Source organism: Stenotrophomonas sp. YJH_SMC_58, from assembly GCF_059369635.1.
Genome location: NZ_JCAFSW010000007.1, coordinates 115178 through 140939, shown reverse-complemented (window position 1 = coordinate 140939; position 25762 = coordinate 115178). Strand labels below are relative to the sequence as shown.

At 68.2% G+C, this 25762-nt stretch carries 20 protein-coding genes; 7 read left to right on the top strand and 13 right to left on the bottom strand.

What is annotated here, in order from left to right; translation table 11 throughout:
* Positions 1 to 2: 2 nt before the first annotated feature.
* A complete protein-coding gene (locus AC5P68_RS11345; RefSeq protein ID WP_019661969.1) occupies positions 3 to 389 on the bottom strand; it encodes a BlaI/MecI/CopY family transcriptional regulator in 387 nt (128 codons plus the stop codon).
* Between the two features lie 191 nt (positions 390 to 580).
* Between AC5P68_RS11345 and AC5P68_RS11340 the strand changes: the two genes are divergently transcribed.
* Positions 581 to 1678 (top strand): serine hydrolase domain-containing protein, encoded by a 1098-nt coding sequence (locus tag AC5P68_RS11340; RefSeq protein WP_033834629.1) that lies wholly within the window; start codon positions 581 to 583, stop codon positions 1676 to 1678.
* On the opposite strand, the gene AC5P68_RS11335 is transcribed toward AC5P68_RS11340, so the two are convergent.
* The 3 genes from AC5P68_RS11335 to AC5P68_RS11325 all read right to left on the bottom strand — a co-directional run bounded on the left by AC5P68_RS11335 (position 1637) and on the right by AC5P68_RS11325 (position 5110).
* Positions 1637 to 2278, bottom strand: a complete 642-nt coding sequence (locus tag AC5P68_RS11335) for a hypothetical protein (RefSeq protein ID WP_231522469.1) — start codon at positions 2276 to 2278, stop codon at positions 1637 to 1639. The two genes, AC5P68_RS11340 and AC5P68_RS11335, sit on opposite strands and share 42 nt — an antisense overlap.
* A 174-nt stretch (positions 2279 to 2452) precedes the next feature.
* Complete coding sequence (locus AC5P68_RS11330) at positions 2453 to 3868, bottom strand: XVIPCD domain-containing protein (protein WP_049402874.1); 1416 nt, start codon at positions 3866 to 3868, stop codon at positions 2453 to 2455.
* Positions 3869 to 3991: 123 nt separating this feature from the next.
* Complete coding sequence (locus AC5P68_RS11325) at positions 3992 to 5110, bottom strand: SDR family oxidoreductase (RefSeq protein ID WP_049402875.1); 1119 nt, start codon at positions 5108 to 5110, stop codon at positions 3992 to 3994.
* Positions 5111 to 5328: 218 nt separating this feature from the next.
* On the opposite strand from AC5P68_RS11325, the gene AC5P68_RS11320 reads away from it, so the two are divergent.
* A complete protein-coding gene (locus AC5P68_RS11320; RefSeq protein WP_005407511.1) occupies positions 5329 to 5637 on the top strand; it encodes a putative periplasmic lipoprotein in 309 nt (102 codons plus the stop codon).
* Here AC5P68_RS11320 and AC5P68_RS11315 read toward each other — a convergent pair.
* Positions 5615 to 6670: a DNA topoisomerase IB gene (locus AC5P68_RS11315; protein WP_049402876.1), complete on the bottom strand. Its 1056-nt coding sequence runs from the start codon at positions 6668 to 6670 to the stop codon at positions 5615 to 5617. The genes AC5P68_RS11320 and AC5P68_RS11315 overlap by 23 nt on opposite strands.
* 111 nt (positions 6671 to 6781) lie before the next feature.
* Here AC5P68_RS11315 and AC5P68_RS11310 point away from each other — a divergent pair, with 111 nt between their 5' ends.
* The 3 genes from AC5P68_RS11310 to AC5P68_RS11300 all read left to right on the top strand — a co-directional run bounded on the left by AC5P68_RS11310 (position 6782) and on the right by AC5P68_RS11300 (position 13331).
* Positions 6782 to 7171: an I78 family peptidase inhibitor gene (locus tag AC5P68_RS11310; protein ID WP_005407509.1), complete on the top strand. Its 390-nt coding sequence runs from the start codon at positions 6782 to 6784 to the stop codon at positions 7169 to 7171.
* A 174-nt stretch (positions 7172 to 7345) separates the two neighbouring features.
* A complete protein-coding gene (gene gltB / locus AC5P68_RS11305; RefSeq protein ID WP_111173318.1) occupies positions 7346 to 11800 on the top strand; it encodes a glutamate synthase large subunit in 4455 nt (1484 codons plus the stop codon).
* An 85-nt stretch (positions 11801 to 11885) separates the two neighbouring features.
* Positions 11886 to 13331, top strand: a complete 1446-nt coding sequence (locus AC5P68_RS11300; RefSeq protein WP_099530027.1) for an FAD-dependent oxidoreductase — start codon at positions 11886 to 11888, stop codon at positions 13329 to 13331.
* Here the strand turns inward: AC5P68_RS11300 and AC5P68_RS11295 are convergent.
* Positions 13317 to 15725 (bottom strand): response regulator, encoded by a 2409-nt coding sequence (locus AC5P68_RS11295; protein ID WP_111173321.1) that lies wholly within the window; start codon positions 15723 to 15725, stop codon positions 13317 to 13319. The genes AC5P68_RS11300 and AC5P68_RS11295 overlap by 15 nt on opposite strands.
* Before the next feature lie 167 nt (positions 15726 to 15892).
* Here AC5P68_RS11295 and AC5P68_RS11290 point away from each other — a divergent pair, with 167 nt between their 5' ends.
* Positions 15893 to 16759 (top strand): methylglyoxal synthase, encoded by an 867-nt coding sequence (locus AC5P68_RS11290; protein WP_033834579.1) that lies wholly within the window; start codon positions 15893 to 15895, stop codon positions 16757 to 16759.
* 221 nt (positions 16760 to 16980) lie between these two features.
* On the opposite strand, the gene AC5P68_RS11285 is transcribed toward AC5P68_RS11290, so the two are convergent.
* The 3 genes from AC5P68_RS11285 to ttcA are packed head-to-tail and all read right to left on the bottom strand — an operon-like array spanning position 16981 to position 19682.
* Complete coding sequence (locus AC5P68_RS11285) at positions 16981 to 17760, bottom strand: M48 family metallopeptidase (RefSeq protein ID WP_033834578.1); 780 nt, start codon at positions 17758 to 17760, stop codon at positions 16981 to 16983.
* A 59-nt stretch (positions 17761 to 17819) separates the two neighbouring features.
* Positions 17820 to 18725: a recombination-associated protein RdgC gene (locus tag AC5P68_RS11280; protein ID WP_005411825.1), complete on the bottom strand. Its 906-nt coding sequence runs from the start codon at positions 18723 to 18725 to the stop codon at positions 17820 to 17822.
* A gap of 36 nt (positions 18726 to 18761) precedes the next feature.
* Positions 18762 to 19682, bottom strand: a complete 921-nt coding sequence (gene ttcA / locus AC5P68_RS11275) for a tRNA 2-thiocytidine(32) synthetase TtcA (RefSeq protein WP_171968688.1) — start codon at positions 19680 to 19682, stop codon at positions 18762 to 18764.
* Between the two features lie 90 nt (positions 19683 to 19772).
* On the opposite strand from ttcA, the gene AC5P68_RS11270 reads away from it, so the two are divergent.
* Entirely contained in the window at positions 19773 to 19976 is a 204-nt protein-coding gene (locus AC5P68_RS11270; RefSeq protein ID WP_005411823.1) for a YdcH family protein, read from the top strand.
* Between the two features lie 88 nt (positions 19977 to 20064).
* Here AC5P68_RS11270 and plsB read toward each other — a convergent pair whose 3' ends face one another.
* The 4 genes from plsB to AC5P68_RS11250 all read right to left on the bottom strand — a co-directional run bounded on the left by plsB (position 20065) and on the right by AC5P68_RS11250 (position 25724).
* Positions 20065 to 22701, bottom strand: a complete 2637-nt coding sequence (gene plsB / locus AC5P68_RS11265) for a glycerol-3-phosphate 1-O-acyltransferase PlsB (protein WP_005407500.1) — start codon at positions 22699 to 22701, stop codon at positions 20065 to 20067.
* Complete coding sequence (locus AC5P68_RS11260) at positions 22701 to 23654, bottom strand: hypothetical protein (protein WP_049402878.1); 954 nt, start codon at positions 23652 to 23654, stop codon at positions 22701 to 22703. The genes plsB and AC5P68_RS11260 overlap by 1 nt, the downstream gene beginning before the upstream one ends.
* A gap of 424 nt (positions 23655 to 24078) precedes the next feature.
* A complete protein-coding gene (pyrF, locus tag AC5P68_RS11255) occupies positions 24079 to 24804 on the bottom strand; it encodes an orotidine-5'-phosphate decarboxylase (protein ID WP_231522471.1) in 726 nt (241 codons plus the stop codon).
* Entirely contained in the window at positions 24801 to 25724 is a 924-nt protein-coding gene (locus tag AC5P68_RS11250; RefSeq protein WP_049432499.1) for a 5'-nucleotidase, lipoprotein e(P4) family, read from the bottom strand. Before AC5P68_RS11250 ends, pyrF begins: the two co-directional genes overlap by 4 nt.
* Positions 25725 to 25762 lie beyond the last annotated feature (38 nt).

The following is a 25762-nucleotide window of genomic DNA, read 5'->3' as shown; positions in this document are numbered from 1 at the left end:
GCTCAGCCCTCGTGGCGACGCGATTGGAGTTGGGCGACCAGCGCTTCCAGCTCGGCCAGTTCGTTGTCGCTGACCTGCTGGCGCTGCGACAGGTAGGCCACGAACGGCGACACCGAGCCCTGCAGGGTGTTGTCGACGAACTGGGCCACGGCACCCTGCAGCACGCTCTGCGGGCCACGGGTGGCCTGGTAGCGGTAGACGCCGTCCTGCTGCCGGCGCTGAAGATACCCCTTCGCCCGCAGCCGCTCCATCATCGTCAGCACGGTGGAACGGGCCAGGCCGCGGGCCTCGCCGTAGCCACTGGCGACCTCGCCGACGCTGGCCGGCGCATGTTCATCGATGTACTGCAGCAGGGCCAGTTCCTGGTCCCCGATGGTCTTGCCACGCATGACACCACTCCCTTGACTACACGTGTCGTCACTGTCAGCTTGACGACAACTGTAGTCAACCCCCCGGAAGTCATGGGCCGACGAACGGTAGGCACCACCGAGCGCTTAAACCTTTGATCCGCCCGCTGCATCCGATCCGCAACGCCCCGCTGGAATTCCGCATGTCCCGCCCAATGCTCCGAGTCCTGCTCATGCTCATCAGTGCACTGCCCTTCGCCGCCGTCTCTGCCAGCCAGGACCAGGCCAACGACCAGACCCGCCGCCTGATCCGCCAGATCATGCTGGAGCAGCGCATCCCGGGATTGCAGATCGCGGTGGTCAAGGACGGGCAGACGGTGTTGTCCGAGGCCTACGGGCTGGCCAACGTGGAGAACGGTGTGCTTGCCTCGCGCGACACCCGCTTCCCGCTCAATTCGGCCACCAAGGCGTTCACCGGCGTGGCGGCCGCGCAACTGGCCCAGCAGGGGCAGCTGGATCTGGACGCACCGGCCTCGCGCTACCTGGATGGCCTTCCGCCAGCGTGGAGAGACGTACGCGTACACCAGCTGCTGGCGCATACCTCCGGCCTTCCCGACATCCTTGATGCGAAGGGACTGCTGGGCGGTGGCTCAGAAGCGCAGGCGTGGGCGGCCGTCACTGCGCAGCCGCTCGAAGCCGAACCCGGGCAGCGCTTCGCCTACAACCAGACCAACTACGTACTGCTGGCACGAATCATCGCGAAGCAATCCGGCATGCCCTACGAACGTTTCCTCGCCACCGGCCAGTTCAGCAGCGCGCGCATGGCCCGCACCACCTTCGGCGACAGCTACGACCTGATTCCCGATGCGGCGACGATGTACAGCCTGGCCCCGCGTGCCACCGACGCTGCGGATGCACCGTCCCGCCTGTCGCACTGGTTCTACGACATACCGCCTTCGCTGTGGGCCGGTGGCGGCATCCTCACCACCGCCGACGACACCGCGCGCTGGCTGGTCGCGCTGATCGAAGGCCGCCTGCTGCCGGAGACCGCCCTGCGGCGGATGTGGAGCGCAGAGCGCCTGGCGGATGGCCGTGCCGGCCCGTGGGCGGGGGGCTGGCCGGTACTGCGCGCATCGCCCGACCTTCAGGTGGCCGGTATCGGCGGTGCGCGCTCGGCGTTCGTGGTCTATCCCGAGCGCGGCGTGGCGGTGGTGGTGCTGACCAATCTTGTCGGTGCCAATCCGCAGCAGTTCATTCCACGCATTGCCGATTTCTATGCGCGCGATGCCTCAACGCCCAGTCACGAACGGGTCGCCCCTGCACGGCAATAACGGGCTGTCATCGCAGGGCCATAGCCCGGCCGGCACGGTCCTGGCCACTTCGAAGTGATCCTGGTTCCAGCGCAGGAAACCGCCGTGGATGGCATTGCCATGGTCGAAGCTGCGCGCATCGTCGGCTAATGGCTGCTCAGGGTCGGCTTCGGCCACCCAGCGCACCACCGGTACCTTGTCCAGCTGCGCGATGAAGGCGAACAGATCGCCCGCGCCCCTGTCCTGGTAAGCCGTCATCGTCACCGCATCAGGCAGCTCGGCCTGCGCCAGCAACGACGCGGTGACATCCTGCAGCGGTGCGGCTCCCTGTGCGATGTAGGCGCGCATGCCCGTGGTGGTTGCTGGGCAGTCCTGCAGCTGCACGAGATACCCGGTGGTACCGCCACTGCTGGAGAACGAGCGCATCCAGTAGCGGAAACGCGGACCGCTGCGATCGGTGACCATGAAATCCTGCTGGCCACCCTGCGCGGGAATGGAAAGCACCTGCGCATTGCCGGCACTCTCCACGTTGCACTTCAACTGCGCCAGCACCCGCCTGGCCGGTTCGGGCAGCACAGCGTAGCGGCCGCCGGGATGGGCGCTGCCGGAAGCTTCCGGCAATGCAGGCAATCCGCGTTCAGTGGGTCGTGCCTGCGCAGGCAAGGTCTCCGGTTTCGCCTCAGGCTTCGCTGCGCGTGCGACCGGCACGGTGTGCTCCCCGGCGGGTGCACATGCGCTGCACGCCAGCAGCAACACCCACGGCAAACCGGACATCAAGGGTAGACGGATCATCCTTCAACGTACTCCCATCGCGGGTGTTTCGTGCTGCTGTGCCGGCGCGGGCACGGGTGCACCCTGTTCGCGCGCTTGCTGCTGCAGCTGGCGCAGGCTGGTTTCCACCGCAGTCTCGCGCACCTCGGCTGCGTTGACGCCTGCGCGCACGGCCGCCGGGTCGCCCGGAGTGCCCTGCACCAGGAACAGTGTCTCACCCGCAGCGCGGCCGCCACTGGGATTGCTGGCCACGATCTGGTCGACCCGGGTGATGCCTGCGGCCTTCGCTTCGCGCAGCATCACCAGGCTGTAGTCATCGGCGTGCTCGGCGTAGCGCCCGCCCAAGGCCTGCAGGTGCGTGCTGATCTGCTGCTGCAGGGCGTGGTCGCGATGCTGCGGCTGCCGGGGATCGTCATTGGCCGCGAGCGGTGTGTCCTGTCCCAGCCCGCGCGCCTGGCCCGGCGCAACCGAGGTCAGCACATACTGCCAACGGTTCTGCCCGGGGGTGCCGCGTACCGTCGCCACGAAGTCGTCGTACTCACCGCCGCCGATGGTCTGGCAGCCCGCCGAATCGGTATTGGACCGGCTGCCACGATGGATCTTGAAGGTGTCGTTGAGGTCCTGCACGCCCTGGGTATCGCGCGCATCGAACCAGCCATCACCATTGCTGTCGCGCTCCACCCGTCCAGCGCGGGCGGTGATGGCCGCCTGCGAAGGGCGCAACGCGAACTCATCGGGATGGCCGTTGCGCGGATGCGTGGTCGCGCGCATCTCGGTGGTGCCTTCGCCCAACCGTCCAAGATCCTTGACCCGGTCGCCGTTGACGTCCTCGCCCTCGGTCTTGGTACGCGGCGCCACGTTGCCGAAGCCAGGGCTGCGTGGCGTGGTCTTGGCGTGTCCGTCGTACTGGGCGGTCGGTTCTGTCGTGGCCTGGTTGAACTCGCGCACATGGCCGTGGCCCTGCGCATCCTTCCACAGCACCACGATGCGGTCGTCGTAGACACCACGTCCTCGCGCCTCGGTGGTGCGGTTCTCGTCGCGCAGCCCCAGCACCACGCGATCCTGCGTGGCCATCGCATCGTTCGCGGCGGCGTTGCCGCGCTGGGCCACGATGCTGCCATACACGTCGTACTGCTGGGCCTGGCTCAGGCCCGCAGTCTCCGCGGCGTCGGGCATGCGCGGTGGGCGCGTCGCGTCGCTCAGGCGATCCAGCATCGGGTTGACCATGGCCGCGTCGGTGGCGGATACGCCACCGCTCTGTCGCAGCGCCTCAAGCTCGGTGGCGCCCCGCGCCGCGATGTAGCGATCCAGCGATTCCTGCACCACCGCACGCTGGCCGTTGTGCAGGGCCTCCAGGCGGGCGGCCGCGCCACGGGCATCGTTCTGCCGCAACAGGGCGACGACTTCATCGGCCGCTGCGCTGATATCCATCTCCGGCATGATCTTTCCCTGAACGTGATCGGTATGGGAGTCCAGCCTACCCCACCGCACCGGCGCAGCCGTTGACACACGCCACACGCCTGCGCGAAGCCCCGTTCAGCAGACGCCACGCCGTAGTGCTGTTCACCCTCGTGGCCCGCCCATCACCGGCAGGATCACCCCGCTGATGTAACTGGCACAGGCCGGCGAGGCCAGGAACACGTAGGCCGGCGACAGTTCCTCGGGCTGTGCAGGCCGGCCCATGTCGCTGTCCTTGCCAAATTCCGCCACGTCCTGCGCCGGCTTGTCGGCCGGGTTGAGCGGCGTCCATACCGGCCCCGGCGCCACGCAGTTGACCCGGATGCCGCGCGGCAGCAGCTGGCTGGCCAGCGATTTGGTGAACGCGTGGATCGCGCCCTTGGTCGCCGAGTAATCGATCAGCGCCTTGCTGCCGAAGATTCCCGTTTCCGAACCGGTGTTGATGATGCTGGCGCCCTCGCCCAGATGCGGCAGCACCGCGCGCGCCATCTGGACGTACCCGCCGATGTTGGTCTGCAGGGTCTCCTGCAGGTGCGCGTCTTCCAGGTCTTCCAGCCGCTCGCAGTGCAGCTGGAACGCGGCGTTGTTGACCAGGATATCGATGCCGCCGAAGGCCTTGGCCACCTGCTTCACCGCTTCGTCGCAGAAGCGCGGATCGCGCACGTCACCGGCGATCACCACGCAGCGACCGCCTTCGCGCTCCACGTGCTGGCGGGTGATGTCCGCGTCCTCGGCCTCGTCCAGGTGCAGCACGGCCACGTCGGCACCTTCGCGTGCGAACAGCACCGCCACCGCGCGGCCGATGCCGGAATCGCCACCGGTGACGATCGCACGCATGCCCTGCAGTTTGCCGCTGCCGGTGTAGTCGGGTGCAAGGAAACGCGGCGCCAGCTCCAGTTCGTGTTCGTGCCCGGGCTTGGCCAGCTGCTGCGCCGGCATCGCCTCCGGCTGGCGTCGTGCTCCGGCCTGGGTCGCGGTCTTCTTTGTTGCCTTCTTGGTTGCCTTCTTGGCCGCACGGGCGTCCCTGGCCTTCTCCTGGTCCTGCAGGCGCCGCTGCCGTGCCGCAACGCGGGCGGCGCGGGGATCGCTGGCGGCTGCCTTGCGGGTTGCAGTCTTCACCACGCGCGGGCGATCGGGGTCGGCGATGGTCCTGGTTGCAGTGCTGCCTTTGCGCACCTTGGGTGAGGCTTTGCGGCGGGCGGGGGTTTTCCTGGTGGTGGCCATGCAGGTCTCCTCGGGGGGGGGAATGGGATTGCCGGCCAGCGGCCGGCACTACCGGGCGCATGCGCCGCAGTACCGGGGGCGGCATCCGCCGCTCCTGCAGTGTCTCCACCCCTGCTGTTGGCGGCAGTGAGTGCGCCGTGTCCATGATGTGCACGGCATTCATTCCGCCACCACGTGCGCCGTCGCACCCTGCACGCAATCACACAAGGAACGCCTTCATGAAACACGCCATCGCCACCGCCGCCGTCTGCTTTGCCCTCGCCGCCTGCAGCAGCACACCGGTGGCCCAGGTACAGCCGATCGACGGTGTGATTTCCGGCCAGTGCCACAGCGACAGGGTGCGCGGCGCACTTGGCCTGGCCGCGTCGGACGCCACCGTCGCACGCGCACGGGTGGACAGCGACAGCCTGCACGTACGGGTGCTGCGCCACGACGGCCCGCGGGTGCCGCCGGCCAGCGAAGGCGGCGACCGCCTGACCATCGAAAAGGGCCGTACCAACAACATCACCGCGATCTACTGCGGCTGAGCCGGCGCGCCCTGCGCAGCACGCGCAGGGTCGCCTGTTCCCACTGGCGCGGCCCACGCAGGCCGGCCAGCGTGGCCAGTTCGCCGCGCTCCCAGCCGGCGAACACGCAGGGGTCGATATAGGCCTTGCGGCATACCGCCGGGGTATTGCCCAACAGCGACGCCACTTCGCACACCACCGCGCGCTGCGCCTGCGACAGTGCGCGCTGGCTGGCCGGTTCCGGCAGTTCGGTGGCGGCGAACGCCTGCACCGCCGCAACCGTCCCGCCCCAGGTGCGGAAATCCTTGGCAGTGAAGTCCTCGCCCATCACCTCGCGCAGGTAGTCGTTCACCGCGCCGGAGTCGACCGGCTGCAGCGCACCGTCGTCATCGCGGTACTGGAACAGGGCCTGCCCCGGCAGCTGCTGCAGGCGCCGCACCAGCAGCCCCAGCCTGCGGTCGCCCACGGTGACCTCCTGCAGCTGCCCGGACTTGCCACGGAAGCGCATGCGCACGCGGCCACCGCGCAGCAGCTCCAGATGCCGGTTTCGCAGTGTGGTCAGTCCGAACGAACGGTTCTGCTGCGCATAGGTCTCATTGCCGACCCGCACCAGCGTGTCCGCCAACAGTGCGACCACCATGGCCAGCACCTTCTCCTTCGGGAAACCGGGGCGCTTGAGATCCCGCGACAGCCGCCGCCGCAGCGTAGGCAACGCCTCGCCAAAGGCGATGATGCGGTCGAACTTGCCGGCATCGCGCTCCCGGGCCCAATCGGGGTGGTAACGGTACTGCTTGCGACCGCGCGCATCACGACCGGTGGCCTGCAGGTGGCCGTTGGCATGGGCGCAGATCCACACCGCGGTGTAGGCCGGTGGGATCGCCAGTGCGCGGATGCGTTGCAGGGTGGTGGCGTCGCGTATCGCGTGGCCATCAGCATCGCGGTAGCTGAAGCCCTTGCCGGCGCGGCGCCGGCTGATGCCCGGCTGGGTGTCGTCGACATAGCGCAGGCCGGCCGCGCGCGCTGCCTGTCGTTCGGGGGTGGAGGGAGTTGGCATGTCTCCAGTGTCGCCGTCGCCATGCCGCGATCCTGTCGATAACACAAGACAAACACGTGAGGGCCGGTTCGCCGCTATGCTCGGGTCTTCACAACCCCTTCCGGAGTCATGATGTCGTTCCCGATTCGCGCCCGTTCGCTCTCCGCCCTGTTGCTGCCGGCCGTGCTGGCCCTCACCGCCTGCCAGGCACCGGCGCTGGATGAACAGGATTCGGCCACCGCCCACGCCCAGCAGGCCGCCGAAGCAGCCAAGGCGCCGGCCGACGACGCCGGCAAGGCTACCGAGGCTCCGCCGGTCGGCACCTGCGATGCCAGCCAGGTACAGAGCCTGGTCGGCCAGGCCTACACCGATGCCCTCGGCAAGCAGGCACAGGAAGATGCAGGTGCCAGCCAGGTGCGCGTGCTCAAGCCCAATGATGTGGCCACGATGGAGTTCCTCGGCGACCGCCTGAACATCGAAGTGGACGACAAGGGCGCCGTCAGCGGCGTGCGTTGCGGCTGAGTCCCGCCCCGCGCCGGCACTGGGTTGCCGGCGCGTTCCGTTGCACCTGCAACCGTGTATTGCGGCGTTGCAGCAACCTGTGATCTAGTCGAGGCATCCGGTGGCCTCACGATGCGCTCCAGGGAATGAGCGGGGACGAGTGTCGCCGCCAACCCTATACGCATCGAGGTAGAGATGGCCCCCCGCAACCGCCAAGGGCTTTACGACCCGCGCTCCGAGCGCGATGCCTGTGGCTTTGGCATGGTCGCCCAGCTCGACGATCAACCATCGCGCCTGTTGGTTGATACCGCCATCGCCGCGCTTTCGCGCATGACCCACCGTGGCGGTGTCGCCGCCGATGGCCTGACCGGTGATGGCTGCGGCCTGCTGCTGCGCCGCCCCGATGCGTTCCTGAAACTGCTGGCGAGTGAGGCCGGCATTGCCGTCGCCGCGCGCTTCGCCGCCGGCCTGGTGTTCCTGCCGCACGACGCCGACGCGGCGCAGGCCTGCCGCGCGCAGCTGCAGGCGCAGGTGGAAGCGGTGGGCTGCAAGGTCGCCGGCTGGCGCGAGGTACCGACCGACGACAGCGTCTGCGGCCAACTGGCGCGCGACACGCTGCCGCGCATCGAGCAGGTGTTCGTCGATGCCGGGGTTGGCCAGGATGATGCCGGCTTCGCACTGGCGCTGTTCCTGGCCCGTCGCCGCAGCGAACAGCAACTGCGCGAACACGCCGACTTCTACGTCGCCACCCTCACCCCGGATGCGATCAGCTACAAGGGCATGGTGCTGCCGGACAAGCTCAGCCGCTTCTTCCCGGACCTGCAGCGCCGCGAGCTGGCCTCCAGCGCGATCGTGTTCCACCAGCGCTTCTCGACCAACACGCTGCCGCGCTGGCCGCTCGCCCACCCGTTCCGCATGCTCGCCCACAACGGCGAGATCAACACCATCGAAGGCAATCGCCGCTGGGCGCAGGCGCGCAGCAAGGTGTGGAAGACGCCGCGCTTTGACATCGCCGAATTCGACCCGGTGATCTCCATGCACGGCTCGGACTCGCAGAGCCTGGACAACATGCTGGAGCTGATGGTCGCCGGTGGCATGGAGCTGATCCAGGCGCTGCGCATCCTGGTGCCGCCGGCCACCCAGTCGCTGGAGTTCAAGGACCCGGACCTGGCCGCGTTCTACGAGTTCCACGGCCTGAACAGCGAGCCGTGGGATGGCCCGGCCGGCATCGTCGCCTGCGACAGCCGCTATGCGGTGTGTACGCTGGACCGCAACGGCCTGCGCCCGGCGCGCTGGATGCTGACCGCCGACCGCCACTTCCTGGTCGCCTCCGAGGCCGGCGTCTGGGAAGTGCCAACCGAGCGCGTGGTGCGCAAGGGCAAGCTCGGCCCCGGCGAGATGGTCGCCATCGACCTCAAGCGCGGCGACCTGCTCGACTCCGACGCGGTGGACCGCATCAACCGTGGCCGTGCGCCGTACAAGCAGTGGCTGCAGCAGGGCGTCACCTACCTGCAGACCGAGCTGATCGATCCCTCGCTGGTGGAGGAACCCTTCGACGAAGCCACCCTGCGCAGCTACCACAAGCTCTACCAGCTCAGCAGCGAGGAAGTGGAGCAGGTGCTGCGGCCGCTGGCCGAGACCGAGCAGGAAGCCACCGGCTCGATGGGCGACGACACGCCGATAGCCGTGCTGAGCCAGCGCAGCCGCCCGCTGTACGACTATTTCCGCCAGGCCTTCGCGCAGGTCACCAACCCGCCGATCGATCCGCTGCGCGAAGACTGCGCGATGTCCCTGTCCACCCAGCTCGGCAAGGAGACCAACATCTTCCATGCCGGCCCGGAGACGGTGAACCACGTCATCCTCAACTCGCCGGTGCTGAGCCAGCGCAAGCTGCGCCAGCTGCTGAAGATGGAGCAGTACGTGCAGGCCAACCGCCTACTCGACCTGTCCTACAGCGAGGACGAGGGCCTGCGCGCCGGCATCGAGCGCATCTGTGCCGAGGCCGAACAGGCCGCGCGCGATGGCATGGTGATGCTGCTGCTGTCCGACCGCTACCCGGTGGCCGGTCGGCCGATGGTGCATGCGCTGCTGGCCACCAGTGCCATCCATCACCACCTGTCGCGGCTGGGCCTGCGCTGCGACGTGAATCTCATCGTCGAGACCGGCACCGCGCGCGACCCGCACCACATGGCCTGCCTGCTCGGCTTCGGTGCCACCGCGGTATACCCGTACCTGGCCTACCAGACCCTGTTCGACCTGGGCCGCCGCGGCATCCTCAAGCTGAGCAAGGGCGGTGAGCAGTCGCAGATCGGCCGCCGCTACCGCAAGGGTGTCTACAAGGGCCTGTCGAAGATCATCTCGAAGATGGGCATCTGTACCGTGGCCAGCTACCGCGGCGCGCAGCTGTTCGAGATCATCGGCCTGGAACCGGAAGTGGTGGACCTGTGCTTCCCGGATACCGCCTCGCGCATCGGTGGTGCTGGCTTCGCGCGCCTGGATGCCGACGCACGCGAGCTGTGCGTGCAGGCCTGGGACGCGCAGCAGGACGTGGACGTGGGCGGCCTGCTGAAGTACGTGCACGGCGGCGAGTACCACATGTACAACCCGGACGTGGTCACCACCCTGCAGCGCGCGGCGCGCAGCGGTGACCCGCGTGCCTGGCAGCAGTACTGCGATGCCGTGCACGCACGGCCGCCGTCGGCGCTGCGCGACCTGCTGGAACTGGTGCCGGCGGCCACGCCGGCACCGCTGGACGAGGTGGCTCCGGCCAGTACCCTGTTCCCGCGCTTCGATACCGCGGCGATCAGCCTGGGCGCACTGTCGCCGGAAGCACATGAAGCATTGGCCATTGCCATGAACCGCCTCGGCGGCCGCAGCAATTCCGGCGAAGGCGGTGAGGATCCCGCCCGCTATGGCACCGCAAAGCGCAGCAAGATCAAGCAGGTGGCCTCCGGCCGCTTCGGCGTCACCGCCGAATACCTGGTCAACGCCGAAGTGCTGCAGATCAAGGTCGCGCAGGGCGCCAAGCCCGGCGAGGGCGGCCAGCTGCCGGGCCACAAGGTGAACGAACTGATCGCGCGCCTGCGCTATGCCCGGCCCGGGATCGGCCTGATCTCGCCGCCGCCACACCACGACATCTATTCGATCGAAGACCTGGCGCAGCTGATCTACGACCTCAAGCAGGTCAACCCGACCGCGCTGGTGTCGGTGAAGCTGGTCAGCCATGCCGGCGTGGGTACGATCGCCGCCGGCGTGGTCAAGGCCGGTGCCGACCTGATCACCATCTCTGGCCACGACGGCGGGACCGGTGCTTCGCCGGTCAGCTCGATCCGCTACGCCGGCGTGCCGTGGGAACTGGGCGTGGCCGAAGCGCACCAGGCGCTGCTGGCCAACGACCTGCGCGGGCGCACCCTGCTGCAGACCGATGGTGGCCTGAAGACCGGCCTGGACGTGGTCAAGGCCGCGCTGCTGGGCGCGGACAGCTTCGGCTTCGGCACCGCGCCGATGATCGTGCTGGGCTGCAAGTACCTGCGCATCTGCCACCTCAACAACTGCGCCACCGGCGTGGCCACCCAGGACGAGCGCCTGCGCGAGAACCACTTCACCGGCCAGCCCGAACGCGTGGAGAACTTCTTCCGCCTGCTGGCCGAGGAAGTGCGCGGCTGGCTGGCGTACCTGGGTGCACGTTCGCTGGAAGAGATCGTCGGCCGTACCGACCTGTTGCGGCAGATCGAGGCTGCGCCGCGTGACGGCGTGCGCGTGGACCTGTCGCGCCTGCTGGCCGATGCCCGTTACGAGGGCAGCCACTGCGCCGCCCAGCGCCTGTACGAATCGCCGGACAGCCTGGCCACGCAGATGGATGGCCTGCTGGCGCCGGCCATCGAGCACAAGCGCGGCGGCGAGCATCGCTTCCTGATCCACAACACCGACCGCAGCATCGGCACCCGACTGGCCGGTGCGGTGGCGCGCGCGCACGGCAACCAGGGCATGGCCGAGGCGCCGCTGGAACTGCGCTTCCGTGGCAGCGCCGGGCAGAGCTTCGGCGCGTTCAACGTGGGCGGCCTACATCTGGAAGTGGAAGGCGAAGCCAACGACTACGTCGGCAAGGGCATGGCCGGCGGCCGTCTGGTGGTGCGCCCGCCGCGTGGCGCGCGCTTCGAAGCGCGCAGCACCGCGATCATCGGCAACACCTGCCTGTACGGCGCCACCGGCGGCGAGCTGTTCGCCGCTGGCCGCGCCGGCGAGCGTTTCGCGGTACGCAATTCCGGCGCGCTGGCGGTGGTGGAAGGTGCCGGTGACCACTGCTGCGAGTACATGACCGATGGCGTGGTGCTGGTACTGGGCAAGGTCGGCCTGAACTTCGGTGCCGGCTTCACCGGTGGCCTGGCCTACGTGCTGGACGTCGACCGCGATTTCGTCGACCGCTACAACCACGAGCTGATCGACATCCATCGCGTCTCCGCCGAGGGCTTCGAGAACTACCGCCAGCACCTGCACCGCCTGATCGGCCGCCACCGCGAGCTGACCGGCAGCATCTGGGCGCAGCAGATCCTGGACGAGTTCCGCGATTACATCGGCAAGTTCTGGCTGGTCAAACCGAAGGCCGCCAGCATCGAGTCGCTGACCGAAACCCTGCGACGCGCCGCGTAACGGTAGTGCCGGCCGCTGGCCGGCAACCCAGGACCACGTAGTGCCGGCCGCTGGCCGGCAACCGCAAAACACCACAGAGCCCGCCATGAGCCGCAAGCACGCCTTCCAGTTCCTCGACCTGCCCCGCACCATGCCGCAGCGCATTCCGGTGGAACTGCGCACGTCCGGCGACTGGGGTGAGTTGTACGGCAAGTTCGGTAAGGAAGATGCCCAGTACCAGGCTGGTCGCTGCCTGGACTGCGGCAACCCCTACTGCAGCTGGAAGTGCCCGGTGCACAACGCCATTCCACAGTGGCTGCAGCTGGTGCAGGAAAACCGCATCCACGAAGCGGCCACGCTGTGCCACAGCACCAACCCGCTGCCGGAAGTGTGCGGCCGGGTCTGCCCGCAGGACCGGCTGTGCGAAGGCAGCTGCACACTGGAGGAATTCGGCGCAGTCACCATCGGCGCGGTCGAGAAGTACATCGTTGATACCGCGCTGGCCACGGGCTGGCGCCCGGACCTGGGCGCGGTGCAGCCGACCGGCCACAGCGTGGCGGTGATCGGCGCCGGCCCGGCCGGGCTGGCCTGTGCCGACCGTCTGGCGCGCGCCGGCATTGCCGCCGTGGTCTACGACCGCTACGAGCAGATCGGCGGCCTGCTGCAGTTCGGCATTCCCAGCTTCAAGCTGGACAAGGATGTGATCCACCGCCGCCGCGAAGTGCTCGAGGGCATGGGCGTGCAGTTCCGCCTCGGTGTGGAGATCGGCCGTGACCTCAGCGTGCAGCAGCTGCTGGACAGCCACGATGCGGTGTTCGTCGGTACCGGTGCCTACCGCTATACCGACGGTGGCCTCGACGGCCAGGACCTGAAGGGCGTGCTGCCGGCACTGCCGTTCCTGGTGCAGAACAGCCGCATCGTCGGCGGCGATGATCCGAAGGGCCGGCCGATTGCCGGCTGGGAAGACACCATTGCCCTGCCCGACCTCAACGGCAAGCGCGTGGTGGTGCTGGGCGGCGGTGATACCGGCATGGACTGCGTGCGCAGCGCGGTGCGGCTGGGCGCGGCCAAGGTCACCTGTGCCTACCGCCGCGACGAAGCCAACATGCCCGGCAGCGCGCGCGAAGTGGCCAATGCGCGCGAGGAAGGCGTGCGCTTCCTGTTCAACCGCCAGCCGCTGTCGATCGAAGCCGGCGCCGACGATGAGGTGATCGGCGTGACCGTGGTCGAAACCCGGCTGGGTGAGCCCGATGCCAATGGCCGCCAGAATGCGGTGCCGATCGACGGCAGCGAATCGCTGCTGGAGGCCGATGTGGTGATCATCGCCTTCGGCTTCTCGCCAACCGTGCCGGCGTGGCTGGCCGAGCACGGCGTGGAAGGCCGGTCCAACGGCCGCATCGTGGCTGGCGGCAAGGACCGCCTGCCATTCCAGACCGCGCACCCGCGCCTGTTCGCCGGCGGTGACGCAGTGCGTGGCGCCGACCTGGTGGTGACCGCCGTGGCCGAAGGCCGCGACGCCGCCGCCAGCATCATCCGCCTACTGGCGCACTGATTCCGGCGCCAGCAGCACGGCCAGCAAGCCCCGCAGTTCCTGCGCCGCCACCGGCTTGGCCAGGAAATGATCGATGCCCGCTTCGCGGCAGGCCTCGCGGGTGCGATCCAGCGCGCTGGCCGTGAGCGCGATGATCGGGACCTGCGCGCGAACCGCGCAGGCGTCGGCGCGGATGGCCCGTGCCAAGGCAAAGCCATCCATGTGCGGCATGTGGCAGTCGGTGATGACCAGGTCGAACGCCCGCGCCTGCCAGGCCTCGAAGGCCTGGCGACCATCGGTGCAGGCGTGCACCTGCAGACCCAGATCATGCAGGCGCTGCTCCAGCAGGTGCAGGTTGGTGGGGTGATCTTCAGCTACCAGCACCCGGGCCGACGACAGTGGCCGCGCCGCCTCTGCCGGAAGCGGCAATGCCTCGGCAGGCAACTCACAGGCGTCCAGATCCAGTTCCAGCCACACGGTGGTGCCCTTGCCTGGCGCGCTGCGCAGGCACAGTTCTGCTTCCATCGATGCAGCCAGTTCACGGCAGATCGCCAGGCCCAGGCCGCTGCCGCCGAAACGGCGCGTTGTCGATGCCTCGGCCTGGGTATAGGCAGCGAACACCGCCTGTTGCCGTTCCGGGCTGATGCCCACCCCGCTGTCACTGACCTGCAGGCGAAGACGTTGGCCGCGATCGTGCTGCTGCAGCACCTGCACCTGCAGATCCACGCCGCCATGCTCGGTGAACTTGAGCGCGTTGCCGGCAAGGTTGAACAGGATCTGGCGCAGGCGCAGGCCGTCGGCCAGCGATCCGGCCTGCAATTCCGGATCAAGTTGGATCCGCAGATGCAGGCCCCGGCTGGCCGCCACCGGCATCAGCAACTGCTGCACCGCGCGCACCAGTGCCGCCAAGCTCGTGGGTCGCAGCTGCAGCGGCAGTGCCTGCAGCCGTTGGCTGTGCAGCACGTCGTCCAGGATCTGCCGCAGCATCTGGGCAGCATCACCCACGGTCACCAGGACCTGTTGCTGGCGATGATCCAGATCGCTGTCCTCCAACCGCTCGAGCATGCCCAGCAGGGTGCTCATCGGCGTACGGATCTCGTGGCTCATGGTTGCCAGGAAGTGGGCCTTGGCCAGCGCTGCCTGCTCGGCCGCACGGCGCGCCTCGGCCAGCGCATGGGTGCGCGCCTGCACTCCGCTTACGTCGATCCAGTAGCCACTCCACTCGACGTCGCCGCTGTCCAGGGACAGCGGCCGTCCATGCGAGTGGACCCAGCGCCAGCCTAGTGGCGAGCGCGTGCGGAAGGTGACATCGATCGGGCCCCGCGCCAGGGCAGCGGCGTCGACGGTGTCCATCAGCCGCGAGCGATCATCGGGATGAACCGCTGCCAGCAGGCGCTGATGATCGATCAGGGCGGTTTCCACGCTGATTCCGAACAACGCCTGCACGTCGCCTGCGATCTGGGAAAAGCTGTAGTGGCCGGTGGCAGAGCGACGCGCCTGATAGACCACCGCTGGCAGGTTCGAGGTCACCTCCTGCAGGCGTTGCGCAGCCACGCGGCGACGCTCGCTCTCGCGATGCACGCGCCAATAGCCGAAGGCGTACACCAGCATGAGCGCCAGCAGGGTCAGCGAGGCCGGCACCAGCCAGCGCAGGGGGGACGCAGGGGGCGGGTGTCGCGGCTGGTTCGGCAGCCAGGCCGTGCGGATCGCCTCGCGTTCGTTCGCGGTCAGCTGCGACACGGCCCGCTCGAACACCGGGATGACGTCGGCGCAGGCGGGCACGGTGGCCAGCACCGGCGCGTCGTCGATTCCGGCCGGCGCAGCGATTACCAGCGGCTCGCCCCGATAGTGGCGCAACGCGGCCTCGACCTCTCCAAGATTGGCGACCACGGCATCGACCAGGCCCGTGCCCAGCAGTGACAGGGCGTCGTCGATGGGGGCGGGGGGCAACAGCTGCACGCCAGATGCCTGTTCGGTCAGCGCCCCGACCAGCGACAGCGGGTCGGGACTGGCCACGGTGCCTCCGCGCAACGCCTCCAGACCCAGCACCGGCGATGCATCCCGGCGCCGCACGATGACCTGTGGCAGCTGCACGTAGGGCGCACTGGCCACCCACCCCGTCGGCAACTGCGAGCGCGACCAGCCCAGCAGTGCCTGGACGTCGGGCGGCACCGTTCCCTCCGCGATGGCGGCGGTTGGCAATGGCTGCATCTGCAGTGGTCGCTGCGCGCCCAGCAGCTTCAGGTACTGCGCGCTGAGCCCGCGCGGCTGGCCCTGCTCGCTGGAGGACAACGGCGCGCGGTCGGCGGGCCAGGCAATGCGCAGCGGCGTCCTGCAATCCGCAGCGGCGGCCAGGGCAGGCAACAGCAGGCCGGCCACGACCGCGGTGGCGGCACGCAGGCCAGCGGCGTTCACGATGGGCATCCTCTTCTGGCGGGCGGAATGAACGGCCGCGCAGCGGTACCGCTGCCTCTTACGCTAGCGGCGCGTGGACGGGGCGCAATGAAGAAAGTTGTAGAAACGCCAAGATAGGTGAATGGCGACATACACTGCCGCTTTCACCCGTCTCTGCGGAGCATTCGATGCGCATCGGCCTGGCTGCCAACCGTCTCCATCACCACGACGCGCGCGCCGCCCTGTTCCGCTGGCTGCGCGTCAGCGAACCCGGCCTGCGCGAGCTGGGCGTGTCGCTGCACGCGGTCGGCCGCACCCATGACGCGATACAGCGTCAGGGCTTCCTGACCGGATACGCGGGCCTGCATCGCTACCCCTACGGTCGCGAGGGTGGCTTGATGAAGCTGGTGGCCGAGGTGGTTGGCATGGGGCCGGATCGGACACTGGATGGCGCGGTCTACCTGATCGATCCGGTCGATCCATCCTCGGTGTTTCCGGAAGCCACGGCGCTGAAGCGGCAGTGCGTGATCCACGGCAAGCCTTTCATTTCCACCGTGGCCACCGCGCGCGACTGGATCGAGGTGGAACGCATCCATGCCGGACTGGTTGCCGATGCTGGCGCCGACGACCTGCATGCGTTCGAAGGACAGACGCTGGCGCTGATCGCGCACGACGCGATGAAGCCGGCGATGCTGGCCTTCGCCGATGAGCACTTCGATGTGCTGGCGCGGTTCGGTGAGCGGGTGGCAACCGGAACCACCGGCCAGCGCTTGAACGAGCTGGCGTGGAGCCGTGGCTGGCCCAGCGATACGCCCTGGGTGACGCGCTACCAGAGCGGCCCGATGGGCGGCGATGCGCAGATTGCCGACCGGGTACTGGAAGGGCGCTGCCAGCGCGCGATCTTCTTCGAGGATCCGCACGTGGCGCGCCAGCATGAGGCGGATATCCAGCTGCTGGAGCGCGCGGTGACGACGGTGACCGACCAGGCGGTGTGCATTACGGCGCCGCGGGTGGCGGCGCGCTGGGCGGCGGCGGCGGCGTTGCGGGCGAGGTGAGGATTTCGGCCAACGGCTGAGTCCCTCGTGGTGGGTGGCATCCGAAGGCAAAGCCGTGCTTGGCCGGGCGGGGAATGCTCATCCTCTGCGCAGACCCTGTGCAGCGTCGAGCCTGCCCGACTGCCCGGCCCACTCTCTGGAGGAAAGCCCTTTCTGTTGAAGGGGCGCGCCGAAGGCGGGGGTAGAGGAAGAATGCGTGGGCAACTGCTGTAGCGCTGGCGCTACAGCAGTTGCCGCAGCATCGCCTTCAGTCGGCGCCCTTCGAGCTGGAAGTAATCGCGCTGTTCGCGCCAGGCGGGGAAGCGTTGTTCCACTTCGTGCCAGAACGCGGGCGAGTGGTTGGGCTGGATCAGGTGGCAGAGCTCGTGCACCAGCACATACTCGAACGCTTCCGAACGACCGAGCACGAGGGCCAGGTCCAGTGCCATGCTGCCATCGGGGGCGAGCGAGCCCCATTGCGAGGACATCACCTTCAATCGCAGGCGGCTGGGTGCGCGCGGCAGTGTGGGCAGGTACTTCGGCAGCCAGCGGCCGACGTCGGCGCGGGTCTGTGCTTCGTAGAACTCGCGCAGCAGGCGACGCAGGGTGGCGTCACCACCACGTGTCGGCCACTGCACGCAGGCGCCGTGTGCGTCGATCTCCAGGCGCGCGTAGCGGCCTTCCTGCCAGCGCAGCGGCAACAGTTCGCCGCGCAGGGGCAGCACGCCGTCTTCGCCCGGCTGCAGCGGTGCCGGCAGGTCCTGGCCCTGGTACTGGCGCAGCTGCAGTGCCAGCCAGTCGCGGTGCTGTTCCAGGAAGCGTTCGCCCATCACCAGGCTTGCGCGCGGCGGCAGGGTCAGGCGTGCACCGCGTTCGTCCACGCTCAGCTTGATCCGGCGCGCACGCGGATCACGCACGCGCAGTACCTCGATCTCGGCATCCTCCAGGCGCAGGCGAACAGTGTCGCGCTGTACGGTGGCGGGCGGGGTCGGGCTGATCAGGCGGCGCAGCAGACGGCTCATGCGCCCAGCATAGCGCCGCTTCGGGCCGCCGGATGACCGGCGGCCGTCGGGCTGCCTGTTCAGTCAGCCTTGCTGAGCTTGAAGGCTTCTTCCAGCAGCAGGAACAGACGGCGGATCTCGGCGCTCTGCAGGGCGAAGCGGGCGTCGAACTCGGCGCGGCGGCCGTCTTCGTCGGCATGCTCCAGCTGGTCCAGGGCACCGTCGAGGAACTTCAGCTTGCGCACGATCAGGTCGTCGCCGATGACGAAGGACAGGTTGTCTTCGAAGATCAGCGCCAGCTTGGTCACCTGCTTGCCGGCGTCCAGGTGCTTGTCGATCTCGTCGCAGCGCAGTTCCTGGTGCTGGCACTTGACCACCGCGCCGCCTTCCACCGGGTCCTTCATCTCGCACTCTTCGCCCAGGCTCAACCCGGTCGGCAGCGGCTCGCCGGCGATCCAGCCGGTCAGGATCGAACGCGGCGCGACTTCGGCGTTCAGCGGCATCGCCGGGAAGCTGCCGAGCAGGCCGCGGATGTCGGACATGAAGTACTCGCCGGTCTTGCGGCTGGAGGTATCCACCGCCACGTAACCGTGCTGCAGGTCGATGAAGGCGTCGTTGCGCGAGGACTTCACGAAGGCGCGCGGCAGCAGTTCATGCAGCAGGTCGTCCTTCATCCGCTTGCGCTCGCGGCCACCCGGGCGGCGGCCTTCCTTCTCCTCGATCTCCTCCAGCTTGCGCTCGAGCAGGTCGTTGACCACCGCCGCCGGCAGGATCTTGTCCTCGCCGCCCACGGTCAGCCACAGGTGTTCGGCGATGCGGTGGGAGAGCAGTTCCTTCTCCTCGCGGCCGAACGGCGAGATGAAGCCGCGCGAATTCATTTCCAGTGCGCCGACCGGCTTCAGCAGGGCGTGCGGCAGCAGCGTGTCGACTTCGGAAAAATCGGTGGTGGTCGGGAAACGGAAGAACGTCAGGTTGCGAAAGAACATGGAATTCCGGATGGCAAAGAGGAAGGGCGACCGACCTTAAACGGTGGGCGTCTCGGGATCTGCGTCGGCGTCGGCCGTGGAACCGGCCAGCCAGGCATGGGCGTCAGGCAGCGGCGCGTCGTCGCGACGGCCCAGCGCCATGAAGTCGAACAGGGTGGTGTCGGCCAGCTGCGAGGGCCGGACTTCGCCCATGGCGCGCGCGATCTGCTCGATGCGGCCCGGGTGGTCCTTCTCCCACTGCTTCAGCATCAGGCCGACCTGGCGGCGCTGCAGGTTCTCCTGGCTGCCGCACAGGTTGCAGGGAATGATCGGGAACTGGCGTGCCTGCGCGTAGTCGACGATGTCGCTCTCGCGCACGTAGGCCAGCGGCCGGATCACCACATGCTTGCCGTCATCGCTGCGCAGCTTCGGCGGCATGCCCGACAGCTTGGCGTGGTGGAACAGGTTCATGAAGAACGTGGCCACCATGTCGTCGCGGTGGTGGCCCAGCGCGATCTTGGTGAAGCCGTGGGTCTCGGCGTAGTTGTACAGCGCACCACGACGCAGGCGCGAGCACAGCGAACACATGGTCTTGCCTTCCGGGATGACCCGGCTGACCACCGAATATGTGTCCTGCTCGATGATGTGGTACGGCACGCCCAGCCCGGCCAGGTACTCCGGCAGCACGTGCTCGGGGAAGTCCGGCTGCTTCTGGTCCAGGTTCACCGCCACCAGCTCGAACGGCACCGGCGCCTTCTTCTGCAGCTGCAGCAGCACGTCCAGCAGGGTGTAGCTGTCCTTGCCGCCGGACAGGCAGACCATCACCTTGTCGCCGGCCTCGATCATGCCGAAGTCGGCAATCGCCTCGCCGACCTGGCGGCGCAGGCGCTTGGCCAGCTTGTGCTGCTCGCGCTCGGCCACGCGCGGATCGCGGGCGGCGCGCGGCTGGGGATCGGGGAGGGAAATCACGGCACTCATGGGCTCCATTCTAACGGCTCGGAGCGGCCACGGCCGGGGGTCGGGATTCCCCTCTCCCGGCGGTCATCATCGCTGTGTATCCTCGAAGCCGTGGATACCTACGACCCCGCCGAGATTGTCGAACGCCTCGCCGCCCTGCGCGCCGAGCACCGCCTGCTGGATGAACAGATCACCCGCATGGCCGCCAACGGCGAGGATGAACTGGAATCCAAGCGCCTGAAGCGGCGCAAGCTGCAGTTGAAGGACTGCATTGCCAGGCTGGAAAGCCTGCAGATTCCCGACGAACCGGCCTAAAGACCGTCCTGGTGGGTGCCAACCCTGGTTGGCACGGCTGGGAGGTGTGGACCAAGGTCCACACCCGCCGCATGGCCCGGCGCTGCCTTCAATCCTGCGGCGCCGGCTCGTCCGGGCGTGCCGCTTCCGGGCTGACCCGTTCGATGGTGTGGCGCAGTTCGCGGCCAAGGATGAACTTGGCGTCCTTGGCCCAGGCATCCAGGCGCTCGTCGAACAGCAGCTTGCTGTTCTCGTCCGGCCACACCAGGCGCAGTTCGCGCAGCTTCTGGATGAAGCCGCGGAACAGGGTGCGGTCGAAGAACTCCGGCGCGGCCGGTGCATAGAGCAGGCTCAGACGCTGCGCCGCCTGCTGGCACAGGCTTTCCAGCTCGGCCGCGCCCAGCACGCCCGGGCCGTTCTTCACCAGCACCGAAATGGCGATGTAGTAGCGCTCGAACGCCTGCTGCAGCGAGTGGCCGATCGCACGCAGGCGGAACACCTCGTCGGTCTGCCCGGTGTTGCGCGCCAGGATGCCGCCGTCGTCATCATTGACGTTCTGCAGCAGGCCCTCACGCACGAACACGTTGATGGTCTGGTCGATGCGCTGTGCGAATTCGTCCTCGCTCCACGGCAGGAACAGCTCGGCCTGCAGGAATGGGTACACCGTGCGGCCCAGCTGGACCAGGCCGGTACGGCTCATGCGGCGGTTGTTCTGGAAGCAGCAGGCCACCCACGACGAGGCGGTGAACAGGTGCAGCACGTTGTTGCGGAAGTAGCTGAGCAGCACCGCGGTATCGCCGCTGACGCTGAGCACGTCGCCCAGCGGGTGCTTGATGCGGGTGAGGACGTTGATTTCCTCGGCGTGGGCGATGATCCGCTCCGGCGAGTGCGGGGTCACCGTCACCCGGTCCGAATACGGCATCTCGACCAGCAGCGTCTTGCACAGCTCGATCTGCGCGATCAGGTCGGCCTCGCCCATCGCGTGCTTCGGCGTGGACAGCAGCGCCAGCGCCAGCAGGTTGATCGGATTGACGTCGGCGGCGCCGTTGATGCGCACCTGGATGCGTTCGGCCAGCGTGTCCACCGTGGTCGACAGCCACGCCGGTTTCTCGTCCTCGGAGACCGCCTCGCCCTTCCACTCCGGCGCCTTCTCGGCCAGTACGTCGTTCAGTGCGATCGGTTCGCCGAAGTTCACCACCACCTGGCCGTAGTTCTGCTTGAGCACCTTGGGGATGCCCCACAGCAGCGACCAGATCGATTCCTTTTCCTTCGGCCGGCCGGACAGTTCGTCCAGGTAGCTGCCGCCTTCCATCAGCTTCTCGTAGCCGATGTAGATGGGCTGGAACAGCACCGGCTTGCGCGGCTGGCGCAGGAACGCACGCAGCGTCATCGAGATCATGCCGCCCTTGGGCTGCAGCAGTCGGCCGGTACGCGAGCGGCCGCCTTCGACGAAGTACTCCAGCGAGTAGCCGCCAGCCACCAGCTGCGCGACATACTCACTGAGCACGGCCGAGTACAGCGCGTTGCCACGGATCGAGCGGCGGATGAAGAACGCACCGCCCTTTCGCAGCAGGGTACCGACCACCGGCAGGTTCAGGTTGATGCCCGCCACGATGTGCGGCGGCACGATGCCACGGTCGTACAGCAGGTAGGACAGCAGCAGGTAGTCCATGTGGCTGCGGTGGCTGGGCACGTAGACCACTTCGTGGCCCGGCGCGGCGGCCTTGAACTTGTCCAGATGGTGCACCAGCACGCCCGCATAGATGCGGTTCCACACGTGGCTGAGCATGAAGCTGGCCGAGCGCACCACCGGGCTGGAATAGTCCGCGGCGATTTCCCAGGCGTAGGCGTGTGCCTTCTTCCAGGCATCGGCCGTCTTCGAATTGTCGCGCTTGGCCTGCGCGGCGATCGCTTCGCGCACCGGTTCGGCGGCCAGCACCTGGTCCACCAGCAGGCGACGGGTCGACAGGTCGGGGCCGATCACCGATTCACGGATGCGGCGGAAATGGGTGCGCAGCACGCGCTGCAGCTTGCGTACCGTGCGTTCCGGCTCCAGGCCTTCGTCGATGATGGAACGCAGCGAGATCGGCGGCGCGAAGCGGACGATGGTGCTGCGGCCATTGAGCAGCACCGCCAGCAGGCGGCGGAAGCGGCCGACCAGCGCCCAGTTTTCCGAGAACAGCACCGCGAACCAGCCGCTCTGCTTGTCCGGCGCGCGGCCGACGAAGATCGACACCGGCACCAGGTGCACGTCCAGGTCATCGCGCACGCGATGTGCCTGCAGGACCTTGGCCAGCGAGTCGGAATGGGTCTTGGCACCGCGCTGCTCGGGGATCAGCGAATTGCTGGAGCTGCGCCGCGACAGCGCCAGGTAGGCGCGCTTGCGGCCGGTCGGGTCACCGGCCAGCGGCACCAGCGGCGACGGCAGGCCGGCCTGGCGGCAGGCCTTGTCCAGGATCAGCGCGTTGGACAGGCCGTAGTCTTCCAGCACGTACATGACCGGGCGGCCATCGTTGTACTGGCCCGGGTCTTCCGGCTCGATCTTCAGCGACAGCCACGGCTCGACCAGGCGGCCCAGCAACCGTGCCCACAGTGGGCGTCGGCCGGCCGGACGCGCGTGCGCGGGCGGCGGTACCGGGTTCGGGCCGGTACCGGTCGAGGGGGACGCCGGCACCGTATCGGCGGGCGTCGACTGGGATTCTTCGCCGGGGAACGGCAGCGGGTTCTGTTTCGACATCGGCGCCATTATGGCTTAGGCGGCGGCGTTGCCGCTTCCCCACCCTCGGCGGGGGCTTCAGCCGGTGACGGCGACGCAGCGGCGCGGGCCGCATCGGCCTTGCGCAGCAGGGCGTCGGTATCGGCCAGGGTGCGGGTCAGGTACCAATGGCCTTCGCGGCGGCTCAGCGGCAGCTGCAGGCTCATCTCGCGACCGGCGAGGTCGTAGCGCAGGCGTACCAGGGCGTTGTCACCTTCCACCGACAGCAGTTCGCCGCGCACGCTGCGCAACGCGTCGTCCACGCCCAGCCCGTAGCTGCCCAGCACCGCCTTGAGGGTGTGGATGAACGGCGCCAGCTGCGCCAGGCTGCCTTCCATGCCCGCGGCCTGCAGGCCGGCTTCGTCGTCGAAACCGACCTTGTTGGCGGCGCCGACCAGCGCGGCGATGGTGCTGCGTGCGCGGGCCCGGTCACTGATCGGGGCACCCTGCGCCCAGCTGGCCAGGGTTTCGACCAGGGCGATGTAATGCGCCTGTTGGCCAGGCGTATAGCCCTTCTGGTGGCGCAGGTACTGCACACCGAAGTTGCCCATCGATTGTGCGGCCTGGCGAACGGCGCCGGCCTGTCCGGCCAGCTGGCGATCGAAGCTGCGCTGCAGTTCGGCGCTGGCATTGGGCCTGCGCAGTGCGGCCAGCATCGGCAGCAGCTGGTCACCCAGCGGCAGTTCGGTCAGCGGCCATTGGCTGTGGCCTTCGGTCCAGGCCTGTTGCAGGCGCTGGTACTGACTGGGCGGCACCGACAGCTTTGCGTAGCCGACCAGATCGTCCTCGGCCAGGCGCAGCGCCATGGCCTGCACCGCCGCGACCGGCTCGGCCGCCGGCTTGGCCGGGTCCTGGGCCGATTCACGACACGCCGCCACGGCCAGCAGCAGCATGGCTGCCAGCCCCCATCCACGCGCAGACCTTCCTCGCACTGCCACGCTCATGCACTCGGACTCCCCGGACCGGTCCGCATCTTGCGGCCTGTGACGTGACAGCGGCAAGCCGGGACGTCACGGTTTCCGCTGTTGCTTGTGCAAGTCACTGATGGGAATAAAAAAAGAGCCGGGATCACGGGGATCACAGGCTCTTCAAACCGACGCAGGGCCGGTGGACAGTGTTGTGGCACATGTCCGGTCCGAGGACCGGATGGCGGCGATCCTACGCTGCCGCTCAAGTTAAGGCAACACTTCACCTATCGTCGTATAAATCATTGATTTTATTGATTCACCTGATGATGGGCGTAAAAGCAATGAAATCTACGGCAGGTTTTGCGGCGATTCGGGCACAACCGCTTGCTGGACGGATGCAGAAACGCCATCCCGCGCGGGTCGGGATGGCGTTCGGGCCTGCAGCCTGCGCAACGGAATCTCAGCGCGCAGCCAGCGCCGACGCGATTTCCTGCTGGATGGCCCGCGCCGCGGCCTGCGGATCGGTGGCCAGGCGGATCGGACGGCCAACCACGATGGCATCGGCGCCATCGGCAAAGGCCTGGGCCACGCCAACGGTACGCTTCTGGTCATCGCTGACCGGGCCACCGGGGCGGATGCCCGGGCAGACGATCGAGAACCCGGCGCCGGTAGCGGCACGGATGGGGCCGGCTTCCTGGCCCGAGGCGATCACGCCATCGATGCCGGCCGCCTGCGCGGCCAGCGCGCGTTCGACCACTACGTCCACCGGTTCACGGTCGATGCCCATCTGCGCCAGGTCCGGGCGGCCCATCGAGGTCAGCACGGTCACCGCCAGCAGGCGCATGTCGCTGCTGTTGGCGGCGGCGCAGGCTTCCATCATCGCCGGGTGCCAGCCGTGGATGGTGGCGTAGCTGACCGGCCACTGCGACAGGCGCCTGATCACCGCCGCGGCAGTGGCCGGGATATCGAAGAACTTCAGGTCAACGAACACGCGCTTGTCGCGGCGGGCCAGCTCGTCCAGCACCTGGAAGTACTCGCCCGACGCCAGCAGTTCCATGCCGATCTTGTAGAACGCCACGCTGTCGCCGAGGCGGTCGACCCACTCCAGCGCCTGCGCGCGGTCAGGCACGTCCAGCGCGAAGATCAGGCGCTCGTCATCGCGCAGCGGCAGCGGCGCGCGGCTCACGGCGCGTAGTCCAGGGCAGCGCGCTTGGCGTCGTGGCGGGCCTGGCGCGACTGGCTGTAGTCATTGTTGAACTGCGCCGGCTCGAAACCGCCGTAGGTCGGGTTCGGCAGCATCCACCAGCGCTCGCCGAACCAGTCGTGGTACTGCTGCAGCAGGGCGTCACGGCCTTCGTTGGTGTTGGCGGTCACTTCCACGAAGTCGCCCAGCTGGTCGCCGAACTGCATCAGCACGCGGTACTTCTGCCCGGCCAGGCGGCGGCGGCAGTTCTTCTCGCTGCCGGCCTGCTCGCAGCCTTCGACCACGGTGCCCAGGCCCAGGAACACGCTGTCATCGGCCACCGGCAGGCCCTGCTCGCGCAGGTTGGCCAGGGTTGCGTCCTTCAGGTGCACGGCGCGGTTGGAGATGTACAGCAGGGTTACGCCCTTGGCGTTGGCGGCCTTGGCGAAATCGACCACGCCCGGAATGGCCTTGGCCTTCTTTTCGGCCACCCACTGGTCCCAGCTCAGCTCGTCGTATTCCTTGCCGTCGCGCACCAGGCGCGCCTGGTAGGGCGAGTTGTCCAGCACGGTCTCATCCACGTCCAGCACCACGGCCGGCTTCAGGCCCTTGGCCTCGTTGCCGCGTTCCTCCGGCACCAGCGCATCCCAGTGCGCTTCCTTCAGCGCGGCGTCCAGGTGGTCGGCGGCGGCACGGTAGGTCTGCTCGGTGATTGCCTTGTACTCCTGCGCGCGCTGCATCCACAGCACGGCGTTGAGATTGTCGTTGGCGGTTGCATCAAGCGCGCCATCAGCCTTGGCAGCGGCGGCCGGGGCCTCCGGGGCAACGGCTTCGGCAGCAGGCGCATCCACGCGCTTGCAGGCGGACAGGCCCAGCGCCGCAGTGGCGAGCAGGGTCAGGGACAGGGAAACGGGACGACGCATGGATTCACCGGCAATCAGATATACCGGCGCATTTTACC

Bases quoted from the DNA above. Each gene is read 5' to 3' on its own strand.
- AC5P68_RS11340 (WP_033834629.1), top strand. From the start codon at position 581: ATGCTCATCAGTGCACTGCCCTTCGCCGCCGTCTCTGCCAGCCAGGAC.
- AC5P68_RS11310 (WP_005407509.1), top strand. From the start codon at position 6,782: ATGTCGTTCCCGATTCGCGCCCGTTCGCTCTCCGCCCTGTTGCTGCCG.
- ttcA (WP_171968688.1), bottom strand. From the start codon at position 19,682: ATGAGTGCCGTGATTTCCCTCCCCGATCCCCAGCCGCGCGCCGCCCGC.
- plsB (WP_005407500.1), bottom strand. From the start codon at position 22,701: ATGGCGCCGATGTCGAAACAGAACCCGCTGCCGTTCCCCGGCGAAGAA.
- AC5P68_RS11280 (WP_005411825.1), bottom strand. From the start codon at position 18,725: ATGTTCTTTCGCAACCTGACGTTCTTCCGTTTCCCGACCACCACCGAT.
- AC5P68_RS11290 (WP_033834579.1), top strand. From the start codon at position 15,893: ATGCGCATCGGCCTGGCTGCCAACCGTCTCCATCACCACGACGCGCGC.
- AC5P68_RS11260 (WP_049402878.1), bottom strand. From the start codon at position 23,654: ATGAGCGTGGCAGTGCGAGGAAGGTCTGCGCGTGGATGGGGGCTGGCA.
- AC5P68_RS11315 (WP_049402876.1), bottom strand. From the start codon at position 6,670: ATGCCAACTCCCTCCACCCCCGAACGACAGGCAGCGCGCGCGGCCGGC.
- AC5P68_RS11285 (WP_033834578.1), bottom strand. From the start codon at position 17,760: ATGAGCCGTCTGCTGCGCCGCCTGATCAGCCCGACCCCGCCCGCCACC.
- AC5P68_RS11325 (WP_049402875.1), bottom strand. From the start codon at position 5,110: ATGGCCACCACCAGGAAAACCCCCGCCCGCCGCAAAGCCTCACCCAAG.
- AC5P68_RS11330 (WP_049402874.1), bottom strand. From the start codon at position 3,868: ATGCCGGAGATGGATATCAGCGCAGCGGCCGATGAAGTCGTCGCCCTG.
- gltB (WP_111173318.1), top strand. From the start codon at position 7,346: ATGGCCCCCCGCAACCGCCAAGGGCTTTACGACCCGCGCTCCGAGCGC.
- AC5P68_RS11320 (WP_005407511.1), top strand. From the start codon at position 5,329: ATGAAACACGCCATCGCCACCGCCGCCGTCTGCTTTGCCCTCGCCGCC.
- AC5P68_RS11300 (WP_099530027.1), top strand. From the start codon at position 11,886: ATGAGCCGCAAGCACGCCTTCCAGTTCCTCGACCTGCCCCGCACCATG.
- AC5P68_RS11345 (WP_019661969.1), bottom strand. From the start codon at position 389: ATGCGTGGCAAGACCATCGGGGACCAGGAACTGGCCCTGCTGCAGTAC.
- AC5P68_RS11250 (WP_049432499.1), bottom strand. From the start codon at position 25,724: ATGCGTCGTCCCGTTTCCCTGTCCCTGACCCTGCTCGCCACTGCGGCG.